Annotated in this window: 9 protein-coding genes; 5 read left to right on the top strand and 4 right to left on the bottom strand. The window is 38.8% G+C overall.

Going from position 1 to position 12,249, the window contains the following annotated elements; all coding sequences use genetic code 11:
• The first annotated feature begins 130 nt into the window (after positions 1-130).
• Positions 131-1,084, top strand: a complete 954-nt coding sequence (locus GQR46_RS08975; protein ID WP_165740755.1) for a GGDEF domain-containing protein — start codon at positions 131-133, stop codon at positions 1,082-1,084.
• 189 nt (positions 1,085-1,273) lie between these two features.
• Here the strand turns inward: GQR46_RS08975 and GQR46_RS08980 are convergent, their stop codons facing one another.
• The gene (locus GQR46_RS08980; RefSeq protein WP_165740756.1) at positions 1,274-3,826 is read right to left on the bottom strand and encodes a glycoside hydrolase family 3 N-terminal domain-containing protein; all 2,553 of its coding nucleotides are present in this window, start codon (positions 3,824-3,826) and stop codon (positions 1,274-1,276) included.
• Positions 3,826-5,100, bottom strand: coding sequence for a sugar MFS transporter (locus GQR46_RS08985; protein WP_165740757.1), 1,275 nt, complete (start codon positions 5,098-5,100; stop codon positions 3,826-3,828). The genes GQR46_RS08980 and GQR46_RS08985 overlap by 1 nt, the downstream gene beginning before the upstream one ends.
• A gap of 258 nt (positions 5,101-5,358) precedes the next feature.
• Here GQR46_RS08985 and GQR46_RS08990 point away from each other — a divergent pair, with 258 nt between their 5' ends.
• The 3 genes from GQR46_RS08990 (at position 5,359) to GQR46_RS09000 (ending at position 9,123) form a co-directional block, all read left to right on the top strand.
• The gene (locus GQR46_RS08990) at positions 5,359-6,687 is read left to right on the top strand and encodes a GH1 family beta-glucosidase (protein ID WP_165740758.1); all 1,329 of its coding nucleotides are present in this window, start codon (positions 5,359-5,361) and stop codon (positions 6,685-6,687) included.
• A gap of 46 nt (positions 6,688-6,733) precedes the next feature.
• Positions 6,734-8,056 (top strand): MFS transporter, encoded by a 1,323-nt coding sequence (locus GQR46_RS08995; protein ID WP_165727734.1) that lies wholly within the window; start codon positions 6,734-6,736, stop codon positions 8,054-8,056.
• 62 nt (positions 8,057-8,118) lie between these two features.
• Positions 8,119-9,123, top strand: coding sequence for a LacI family DNA-binding transcriptional regulator (locus GQR46_RS09000; protein WP_010552528.1), 1,005 nt, complete (start codon positions 8,119-8,121; stop codon positions 9,121-9,123).
• 72 nt (positions 9,124-9,195) lie between these two features.
• Here GQR46_RS09000 and GQR46_RS09005 read toward each other — a convergent pair whose 3' ends face one another.
• Positions 9,196-9,864 carry a DUF2987 domain-containing protein gene (locus GQR46_RS09005; protein ID WP_165727732.1) on the bottom strand — a complete coding sequence of 223 codons (669 nt, stop codon included), beginning with the start codon at positions 9,862-9,864 and terminating at the stop codon, positions 9,196-9,198.
• Complete coding sequence (locus tag GQR46_RS09010; RefSeq protein ID WP_165740759.1) at positions 9,857-10,663, bottom strand: glucosaminidase domain-containing protein; 807 nt, start codon at positions 10,661-10,663, stop codon at positions 9,857-9,859. The genes GQR46_RS09005 and GQR46_RS09010 overlap by 8 nt, the downstream gene beginning before the upstream one ends.
• 247 nt (positions 10,664-10,910) lie before the next feature.
• Between GQR46_RS09010 and GQR46_RS09015 the strand changes: the two genes are divergently transcribed.
• Complete coding sequence (locus GQR46_RS09015; protein ID WP_165740760.1) at positions 10,911-12,203, top strand: anti-phage deoxyguanosine triphosphatase; 1,293 nt, start codon at positions 10,911-10,913, stop codon at positions 12,201-12,203.
• The last annotated feature ends 46 nt before the right edge of the window (positions 12,204-12,249 follow it).

The following is a 12,249-nucleotide window of genomic DNA, read 5'->3' on the forward strand; positions in this document are numbered from 1 at the left end:
ATATAAAAAACAAACATCTTTTTTATTATTTGGTTTAGCCTGTGCCACATTTGCATTAGCCGAAATACTAGCATGTTTGCGCTTATTCATAGATCTACCTTTAATAACCCACTATTTAGCTAGTGTTTCAATGATTACTAGCCCACTTTTAATTATTGTTGGACTATATAAATACAAAAACGTACAAAATATTAGCTTAATGCCTCTTTACTGCATATTTGGTTTTTCTAGCTTATTGTTATTGGCAATTTATCCTTTCGGTGCAGCAAAAATGCTAACGAGCTTAGTAATTGCCGGATTATTTATTTACACAGCGTATTTAATCAAAAGCATGAGCTTTGTTGCTAAAGCCCAGAAAAAGGCGTTAATTACCTGCTTTTTAGTGCACAGTGGAGTTATGTTTTTAAATGCAATATTTCTATCAATACCGGTACTTAGTTCGAGTATTCAAGATGTAGCAACCCCTTTGCAAATTGTGCTTATTAGTCATTTACTATTAGCCACACTGAGTGCTCTTATACTGCCATTTTTGTTGTTTTCTAATAGTGAATACACGCTATCGAACCTTGCCAATACCGACTCTCTTACACAGTTATTTAATCGCAGAGGTTTCTTTAATAACGCTAGAGCAGTCCTTAAACAACCTAATAACAATGATATAAATGTATCTATAATTATTTTAGATATCGACTTTTTTAAGCATGTAAACGATAAGTACGGCCACGACACGGGCGATCAAGTAATTAAATGGATTGCACAGCACATAAAAGAGCAATTTATTGATGAAGGTATTTGCGCCAGAATAGGCGGTGAAGAATTTGCAATATTACTACCAGACTATTCTCTACGAGCAGCTAAAGAATATGCAGAGCACTTACGTGAAAATATTTCTAAGCATCCGTTTTATTATCAAAACGCGCATATAAAACTATCTGTGAGCGCGGGAGTGAGTCACTCTGTAAATGGTAAAATGAGTGTAAAAGACTTGCTGTCGTTGGCTGATAAACGCCTTTATCTTGCTAAAGAAACTGGCAGAGATAAAGTAGTTAGCTTTGACGAAAAAAACCTATTAATGCAGTGCTAATTATTTTACAAGCTACTATAAAAAAGGCCCCACCAATAAAAACGTGGTAACCCTTTGTATTTATAACGACTTGTTCCTATTTAGTTATATCAATTAGCTCAAGTATTTATGCAGGTTAGTATTAATCCTCTACATAAAAAAAGCCCTTCATTCGAAGGGCTTTGGTATACACACAATAGAGTTAATAAACTACTTACAAGACAGTGTAGCTTCGCCTGCCTTATTTGGCACAAACTGAATATTAGCAACAGAAATTGATGCTTTACCATTGCTGCGTAAACTAAATGGGCTTGTTAGGTTTGCAAAATTAACACCCTTATCAGCAAAACAACCTAAATCGATTGATACTGACTGCCATTTATTCTCAATGCTTTTATCTACAACGTTTGCTAAATCAATGCTTGCACCACATTCACCCGAGCAAGTCATAGCAAGTGCTATATCGCTCGTTAGTGCTTCGTTTAATTTAATATCAAAGCTAATCACACTATCGGCTTCAACGTAGGCAATGGTATCTTCTGCAAAGCTTGTTACTATTTCAGCACTGGCTTTTTCTGCACCGCTAAAGCTAAATTGGCGAGCGTCTTCTTGTACTATTTTGTCCTCAGTTCGGTATTTAATTGCACCAAATTCATGAGTACTACTCGATACATCTAAAAGCTCATTGCCCGATTTTAACAATAAGCGCCATGGTGCTACAGGTGCACCAACAAGTATATCCATACTCGTAAGCCCTGAGTTATCAAGTTTAGAGTCTTCATCAAGGTCGTCAGCTAATACGTTTTTATCGCCGTACGTTAAACCAAAACCATAAGGGAGTAATGGGTCGTAATTTTCATCGCCTTTATTAACTGCAGTTTGTACCGCTGATTTAGGCCAAGAAAACGATAATTTACCTTTAAAGTTATTTTGAATGGTGCCGTCTGCCGCTTTTAATAAAACATCAGCAATACCTGCGCCTTCTGTACCTGGCAACCATGCAGCTACAAACGCGTCAGATGCGTTAAGTTCGCTGTTAACCCACATAGGTCGACCTGATATAAACACCGATACAACAGGGATACCTTGCTCTTTTAGCGAGCTTAAAAGTGCTAATGACTTTTTATTTCCGCGCTCAAACTCAAGGTTATCTTTATCGCCGTGCCCTTCTGCATAAGGTTCTTCACCAAATACAACAATGGCAACATCAGGACGTTGATCAAACGTACCATCAGCACTTAAAGTAACACTTCCACCTGCTGCAGATATTTGTTCTTCAAGCCCTTTATATATCGAAGTAGCACCAGGGAAATCAGCATTTTTATTATTAGTCCCCTGCCACGTAATACTCCAACCACCCGACTGTTTACCTATATTATCAGCACCATCACCTGCAACAAGTACGCGTTGATTAGCTGCGATAGGTAATAGGTTATTTTTATTTTTAAGTAATACAAGCGATTCGCGCACAGCTTGGCGTGCGACTTCGCGGTGCTCTTGGGCACCAATTAGCTCTGTTTTTCCAGAGTAAAGACGCTTAGCCGGACTTGGTTTATCAAATAACCCAGCGCGTAACTTTACGCGTAAAATACGTGCAACCGCATCATCAATGCGGCTCATACTTATTTTACCTGCATTTACTTGTGCAATTGTATTTTCATATAATGGCTTCCACGCGCCTGTTGGCACCATAAAAATATCAAGACCAGCGTTTACAGCTTCTGGGCAGCTTTCGTTAGTACAGCCTTTAATTTGCCCATGACCGTTCCAATCGCCTACTACGAATCCATCAAAACCCATTCGTGTTTTTAATACATCAGTAAGTAAATATTTATTGCCGTGATTTTTAACGCCATTCCAGCTATTAAAAGATGCCATAACCGATTGGCTACCTGCAGACAAGCCACCTACATAACCTTGGGCATGAATATCAAATAGCGACTGTTCGCTATCTATATTATTTCCCTGATCATCCCCATCAACGGTGCCGCCATCGCCGATAAAGTGCTTAACCGTGCTAATAACACGCTTATCACTCAAAAAGTCGCCATCGGCTTTACCTTGCAATCCATTTACAATCGCTGCTGAGTAATCGTGAACAATTTTTGGATCTTCAGAGTAGCCTTCGTACGTTCTGCCCCATCGGTCGTCTCGTACTACTGCTACAGTGGGTGCAAATACCCAATCTATCCCCGTAGCCATTACTTCTACTGCGGTAATAGACGCTATTTTCTCTATTAAATCTGGGTTATTAGCCGCGCCTAAACCAATATTATGTGGAAAAAGCGTAGCGCCAATTACGTTATTATGACCATGTACTGCATCGGTGCCCCACATAGTTGGGATACTACTACCATCAAGTGAGTCATCGACAGAAGCTTGATAAAAGCTCTCAGCTAAGGCTACCCAGTCCATTGGTGTTGCATGTTTGTCGCCATTAGGGAATGCTCCACCGCCATTAAGGTATGAACCGAAGCCATATTTACGCATGTCTTCAACGGTAATATCACGAATTTCTGGCTGAATCATTTGAGCAACCTTTTGCTCAAGTGTCATGGCTTTTAAATAGTTAACTATTTTAGCTTCAATATCGGCATCTTTTTTAACGGCAATATTAAGTTTTGGCCAAATTTGCGCTGTTTTAGATAACGTTTCATTAGTTTCAACCGATGTCACTGCGTCGTTTGAACAAGCCGATAAAGTACCTACTGATGCAATTAATGTTGCTAAGGCTATTTTATTAAGTGTAAAAGGGGTTTTCATTATAGAGTCTCCTGCGCTTGAACTGGTTTGCTACCGCTTAAACCATAGAACACGATAAATATGTAACATAAAATAGGTAAAACATACGAAAGTTGAACACCCACACTATCAGCAAGTGCACCTTGTAAAAGTGGCACTATTGCACCACCCACAATCGCCAAACACAAAATACCAGAGCCTTGAGCTGTATGTTTGCCAAGTCCATTTAACGCTAAACTAAAAATAGTGGGGAACATAATAGAATTAAATAAACCAACCAATAGTATTGACCACATTGCTAATTGACCCGACGTGCTCATGGCAATAACGACTAAAATAATAGCCATGGTTGCGTTAAAGCCAAGTACTTTACCAGCGGGTAATTTTTGCATTACAGCAGCACCAATAAAACGCCCAACCATAGCACCACCAAAATAATAAGTGATGTAATGAGCTGCAACATGCTCTTTTAGTCCTGCAATATGTTCTTGTGCTAAAAAGCTTACTAAAAAGCTACCAATTGCCACTTCTGCGCCAACATACATAAATATGCCCACAGCACCTAATGTTAGGTGGCGGTATTGCCATGCACTGCCCTCAATAGTGTCTGAGTTTTTAGCCGCTTCTTTTTGTTCACTCATAATGTCTGGCAATTTAAGCCATGCAAAAATACCGGCTAGTAAAATAAGCATTGCAGCTAAAAGGAGGTAAGGAAGTTGTACTGATTCTGCATTTTGTGCTGGTGTTAAAAAGGCATCCGACGCTGAGTCCAGAATTAACAGAGCACCAAATGATGGCGCAACCGTAGTACCTAACGCGTTAAAAGCTTGAGTAAGCGTTAAACGAGAAGACGCTGTTTTTGCAGAACCCAACAAACTTACATAAGGATTTGCAGATACTTGTAATAACGTTATGCCACTGGCAAGTACAAATAAAGCGAATAAAAATACAGGATAACTATGTAAAGACGCTGCTGGGTAAAATAAGACACACCCTACTGCCGCAATTAAAAGCCCAACCACGATTCCTTTTTTATAACCAAGCTTTTTAACAATGTGTCCACTAGGGAGTGACATTAAAAAGTAAGCGCCAAAAAAGCAAAACTGCACAAGCATTGCTTGTACATACGTTAAATCGAAAACCGCTTTTAAATGCGGAATCAAAATATCATTTAAGCAAGTAATAAAACCCCACATAAAAAACAGTGAAGTTAAAGATGTAAGTGCAAAACCATAGTTTTTATCTTGGTGGTTTTGCGACTGTGTGTGTGATGTCAGTGGTGCTGAACTAGCCATGTGCTCTCCGCAATTTATTATTATAAATTGATCTTCAGTAAGTAATTAATACAAACCCCGCTAAGGCGCAGTATTTAAGAGTTGACCTGAAGATTAATTAACATTAATCTAAAAATGTAAGCGCTTTCACGGCTAATTAAATACGAACATGTTACATATTTCAACAACTTTTATTTTTAATAATGTTTTGTACCCGCTGAAAGTCAGTAAAAATAAGCGCTAAGCGTGCAATTAAGTTCTCAAAAAGGTTTGTAACCAATGACAAAAATATCATTACCATTTAATTCACCTCTATTAACAAAAGACTTTGTTTATGGTGTAGCTACAGCATCATTTCAGATAGAGGGCGGATATGAGCATCGCTTACCGTGTATTTGGGATACCTTTTGTAGTACTGCAGGTAAAATTGCTGACAATTCACATGGTCATATTGCCTGCGATCATTACAACAATTGGCAACAAGACATAGATTTAATAGAGTCTCTAGGTGTTGATGCTTACAGGCTTTCTATTTCATGGCCTCGCGTGATGACTCAAGACGGAAAGTTAAATCCTGTAGGCGTTAAGTTTTATACTGATATTTTAGATGAGCTAAAACGAAAAAATATAAAAGCCTTTGTTACTTTGTACCACTGGGATTTACCGCAACACCTTGAAGATGAAGGCGGCTGGCTCAACAGAAAAACTGCTTACGCATTTGAGCAATACGTAGAACTAATTACTAACGCATTTGGAACTAGAGTGTATTCGTACGCTACATTAAACGAACCCTTTTGCAGCGCGTTTTTGGGTTACGAAATTGGCATACATGCCCCAGGCCTAGTCGGCAAGCAGTATGGTAAAAAAGCAGCTCATCACTTATTACTCGCTCATGGTCTGGCCATGAACGTGCTAAATAAAACATCGCCTAATACTCAAAACGGCATTGTGCTTAACTTTACACCCGCATATCCACTTACCGATAATCAACAAGACATAGACAGTGCCAAATACGCTGATGACTACTTAAATCAGTGGTACATGAAACCAATAATGGATGGCAAGTACCCGGATATAATAAACCAATTACCAAGCGGTCATTTACCAGACATACACCCTGGTGATATGGAATTAATTTCTCAGCCAATTGATTACTTAGGCATTAACTTTTATACCCGCCAAATTTATAAAGCGCATCCTACTGAAATTTATGAACCCATTGCACCTACGGGTCCGTTAACTGATATGGGATGGGAGATTTATCCGCAATCGTTCACCGATTTGCTCGTATCGCTTAATAAAACATACACGCTACCGCCTATTTATATAACCGAAAATGGCGCAGCCATGCCCGATACATATAATAATGGTGAAGTTAACGACTTAGATCGTTTAAATTACTATAATGATCACTTAAATGCGGTTCATAATGCGATTGAACAAGGTGTTGTTATACATGGCTACTTTGCTTGGAGCTTAATGGATAACTTTGAATGGGCAGAAGGCTATTTAAAACGTTTTGGTATTGTGTATGTAGATTATAAGACGCAGCAACGCACCATTAAAAATAGTGGCTTAGCTTATAAAGAACTCATCTCTAAAAGATAAGAGTATACCCACAACTAAAAACAAGTATAAAGCGGGATAAACAATCATGGTCAGTGTAAAAGAAAAAATAGCGTATGGCTTAGGCGACACCGCCAGTAATATTATTTTTCAAACAGTTATGATGTTTTTAATGCTGTACTACACAGACGTAGTGGGTTTATCGCCTGCTGTTGTAGGTACTATGTTTTTAGCAGTGCGTATTTTTGATGCCGTAACCGATCCATTAATGGGTAACCTTGCTGATAAAACACATACGCGCTGGGGCCACTTTCGCCCCTACTTACTTTGGCTTGCCCTCCCTTTTGCCATTATTAGTATTTTAGCGTTCACTACGCCCGATTTAGAAGGCACCGATAAAATAATTTATGCCTTTACTACTTACACTCTGCTTATGGTTGTCTACACCGCTATTAATATTCCGTATTGTGCTTTAGGTGGCGTACTTACAAGCGACGCAAAAGAGCGCGTAACCATTCAGTCTTATCGGTTTGTATTTGGTATGTTAGGTGGTGTTATTGTAGCGGGTTGCACTATGCCAATGGTTGAGTATTTTGGCCAAGGCGATGCAGCCAAGGGCTATCAATACACAATGACAGCAATGAGTATTTTAGGCCTTGTACTGTTTTTACTTTGTTTTTTAGGTACAAAAGAGCGTATACAACAGCCTAAAGAGCAAAACATTCCTTTTGCCCAAAGTGTTAAAGCATTAATTAAAAACGATCAATGGCGAACACTTTGCTTAGCTGCATTCTTTTTACTTACCGGGCAAGTATTAAGGCTTACGCTTGCTGTTTACTACGTAAAGTACTATTTAGGTCGAGACGATTTAATCACTTTATTTATGACGCTAGGTGTTGCAGCCAGCATGGTAGGTTGTGCTTTAGCTCAACCACTTGCAAAGCGCTTTTGTAAAATAAAGGCCTACATAAGCTTACAAGTTATTGCCGCCGCTATTTGTGGTTTTAGTTACTTTATTAGTAAAGATCAATTAGTACTCGCATTTACTGCCTTTATTTTATGGAAATTCTTTTTAGATATGGCAACCCCGTTGTTGTGGGCAAAAATGGCCGACACCATAGATTATGGGCATGAAAAAACAGGTGTACGCATTACGGGTTTGGTTTATTCAGGCGTTATATTTTTTATTAAAATGGGCGTGGCTGTAGGCGGCGCAATTGCAGGCTGGTTGTTATCTTTTTACAGTTATCAGGCCGATGCAGTACAAACTCTTGATACCCAGCACGGTATTTTACTGTCATTCACTGTACTACCTGCTTTTGGCTCATTATTTGTTGCCTACATAATGAAAAAATATACACTGACTAATCAGGTTGTTGAAAATATTCAATCTAAACTAACAGCTAGTTAAGATATATACTCTAAGGTATTATTTAGCCGAAGTAGTTAAGGATAAGCGAGTGAACAAATAACATGGCAACAATTTATCAAGTCTCAGAGCTTGCGGGCGTATCGTTAGCCACCGTTTCTCGCGTGATGAACAAAAATACCCGTGTAAGCGATAAAACTAAACAAAAAGTGCTTGATGCTATGGCGCAGCTTGGCTACAAGCCTAATTCAATAGCGCAATCTTTAGCCTCTAACTGTACTAACAGTGTCGGTATTTTAGTGTCTGAGTTACATGGTCCTTTCTTTGCCCAAATGATGGCAGGTATTGAGTCAGAGCTTCGTGCTGCGGGTAAACACGTTATTATTACCACCGGGCACAGTGAAGAAGACAAAGAACAAGAAGGCATTGAGTTTTTAATTAGCAGACGCTGCGATGCCATTATTTTGCACGTAGAAGCCGTCTCAGACGACTACCTAATAAAACTAAGCCAAGGCTCTACACCCGTTTATTTAATGAGCCGTTACGTAGAGCAGTTAAAAGACAACTGTATCAGTCTCGACAATCAGTTAGGTGGCTACCTAGCCACTAAATCGATATTAAATCAAGGCCATACACAAATAGCGTATATTGCAGGCCCGCAGTTTAAAGCCGATGCTTTTAACCGCTTAGAAGGTCATAAACAAGCGCTTACAGAGGCTGGTGTTAAATTTGATCCTACGCTTTATTATATTGGCGACTTTAACGAAACTGGCGGTAGCAAAGGCTTAAAACATTTTATTGATGAAAAACTTAGCTTTACTGCACTGGTATGCGCCAATGACGAAATGGCCTCCGGTGCTATGAAGTATGCAAGAGAGCACGGTTATAATTTACCAATTGATTTATCGATTGTTGGATTTGATAACGTTATTTTTGCAAACTATCTTTACCCTACACTCACGACCATAGATAATCCGGTCGGGAAAATGGGCGAAATGGCAGCTAAATTAGTGCTGAAAGACGTATATCAAAATAAAAACCTTGTTATAAATCGCTTTTTTGAACCCACTTTAATGCAGCGAGATTCATCAGCACCACTTATTAAATAAAAACCAAAGACTAAAAACGAGTACTAATTTTGGTACAAAAAAAGCGGCTAAATGCCGCTTTTTGTATGTGAGTTACTTAACAATCCAAGGCGTTACTTTAATAACGTTCGATATATCGCCAAGCACTGCGCTATCATCTTCCCAGCTATCTTCAACTGCAAAATAACACACTGACTTTTCACACGTTATATTTTCATCATCAAATTGCATTGGGCTTTTAAATGTAACTGCTACGCCCTTTTGCTCTGGTAATAAAAACCACATTAATTTACTTACAAAAAAGCCCGACAAATCAGTTAATAGTTCATCAAGTTCTTCGTTAATGGTATATAACGACTGCTTTGAAAATGCTAAACCTTCAAGTTCGTTTGCTTCTATTTGTAACTTTAATTGGCAATCGTGCACAGGATTGAGCGGCTCTACTACAATAACCGCTTTATCGGTATCAAGCTGCTTATCGAACGGCAATAGTAATTGTGCTTTATCGGTAAAGTTAAGTGGATACTCGTTTCTTTCGGTTAAAATAGTACCGCTTTTAATCGCACATGTTTCATTAGTACCAATATCACTAATGTAAAAGTTAACTCGCGCATATTGAAAATCGCCTTTGTTAACAACTTTTAAGCGGTCGTAAAAACCGTCATACGACATCACAAATTCTCTCGCATTTACATTAAATGCACTGATGCTCAGTAGCACTAACACAATAGCGTTGGTACAATTAAAAATGTATTTATTCATCAAAGTAGGCTCTATTTTGGCTAATCATCGTGTTTAACTCTTCTATATACGCTTCACCGCGCTCAGAGTAAGACATTAAACCATGTGTAAGTTCAGTCGCTAAAATTGGTTTTTGCTCAAGACGTAAGTTTTCACGTATTGCGCGCAAATCTTTATAAGCAGGATGCGTATTTATGTTTTTAAAGTAAGAGTTTATAGCAGCTCTTACCGATTTAAACGCAGCAACTTCGTGCGCAGCCCCGGTATTACGGCGTTTTGGCACCATGCCACAACCTTTTGTGTAGCACCACTGACCAAAAAAGTTAAGGCCAATACGTGCAAAACGCGAAGTGCCCCATGCAGATTCGTTTGCAGCTTGCATAAGCGCTAATTCTTTAGGAATTACATCAACACGGCGCAATGCTTGCGTAAGTATTAGCGTATCAACCGTGGTTGGTAAGTCATACGACTTTAAAATTTTAGCAATATCTTTGTTTTGCTTTTTTTCTAAAGGTAATTCGTTTTGTAACATCATGCGTGCTATTTCGAGCTTAGCGCGTTGCTGTAATATTTTTTTATTTTCAGCTTCAACGTGCGGACGAATAAAGCTAAAAAATGCATGTTTTTTTTCTTTAACATCACTAAATTCTGAAAACTTTGGCAGTTTTACATTATGTAGTGGTTTTTCTTTTTTCTTCACTTTTTTTGGTTGTTCTGACGTTTGTTCATCTAGTTCAACATCATCATTTTGTATAAACGGATATGCAAGCGCCCATACAAAAAACACGGTTAGTAAAAGCTTAAAAATCGTTTTTAACATCTATTCTCTCTATTAAACTTAGTTATGCATGGTTTATACACAAGCATACGAAGGCGCATTATACCTAAGCCACTTTATAAACGCGAATAACTGGGGTTTGATGACCTTTTACGGTTGAATTTTCAGCAGTGTATTTGGGTTTTAGATAAAACAGAGCCTATGTAGTGCATTTGTTCATTCGCAATTTATAAGTCCATGGGTATACTGAGCAAAGTTTAATAATATTAACGATGTGTGAGTAAGCAGTATGGATAAACAATGGCAAAGCCGAATAATAGAGCAATATAAACATCGTCCTAACGATAATCGCTCGCCGTGGCAGGTCGATCGTTCGCGTATTATTCATGCCGCTGCATTTAGGCGTTTGCAAGCAAAAACCCAAATTATGGGTATTGGCCTAAACGACTTTTATCGCACTCGCCTTACCCACTCTTTAGAAGTATCGCAAATTGGTACTGGCATATTGCGCCACTTAAAAGCGCAACATAGCGACTTTACGCACTTTCCATCAACCGGACTGCTAGAAACACTGTGTTTGGCGCACGATATTGGCCATCCACCCTTTGGCCATGGTGGTGAAATAGCGCTAAATTACATGATGCGCGATCACGGTGGTTTTGAAGGTAACGCACAAACACTGCGCATAGTTGCAAAACTTGAGCCCTACAGTAACGGGCACGGTATGAACCTAACTCGTCGTACTTTATTAGGTTTTATAAAATACCCCGCGTTTATTAATACGCTTTGGCATACCATTCCCAACGATACAACCGGTCGTGCATTTATAAAAGCAGATGATTGGCGACCTGCCAAAGGGTTGTACAACGACGATGCAGCCATATTCAATTGGATAGTAGAACCACTAAGTCAAAACGATAAAACATTGTTAGGTAAACATGCCGCTATTGATAAGTACCGCGCTAAAACAACGTATAAATCGCTCGACAGCGCCATAATGGAACACGCCGACGATATAGCGTATGCGGTACACGACTTAGAAGATGCCATTGCAACACATGTACTTACATTAGACGATTGGCAAACTCATGCTCTACCTCATTTAAAAGCACTAAACTTTGACTGGTTAAACACCATGCTTGAATCGCTGACCCAGCGCTTGTTTTCAAAAAATGATTATGAGCGAAAAGATGCCATAGGTGAGCTGGTTAATACCTTTATTATTCATATACATTTAGATATTCAAAACGATGCCTTTGAATGCCCTATTTTAAAGTACACCGCTAAATTAGATGCCCAATACGACAGTGTATTGCAAATACTTAAGCATTTTGTGTTTCAACGTTTAATACGCGACCCCGAAATGCAGCAAATAGAATTTAAAGGCCAAAACTTACTAATTGAGTTATTTACGGCGTTTGCTAGCGATCCGCTGCGTTTATTGCCCGAAACTACACAAGCACAATACATAGAAGCCGAAAAACAAAATCAAGGGATGCGCATAATTTGCGATTATTTGAGCGGAATGACCGACGAATACGCTTATAAAACGTATCAACGATTGTTTTCACCTATGCAATAATACCAACCTGCATAAATCTTTGATCAATTTAACGAATTAAATTTCA

The organism is Pseudoalteromonas sp. Z1A6 (genome assembly GCF_011378745.1).
GTDB lineage: Bacteria > Pseudomonadota > Gammaproteobacteria > Enterobacterales > Alteromonadaceae > Pseudoalteromonas > Pseudoalteromonas arctica.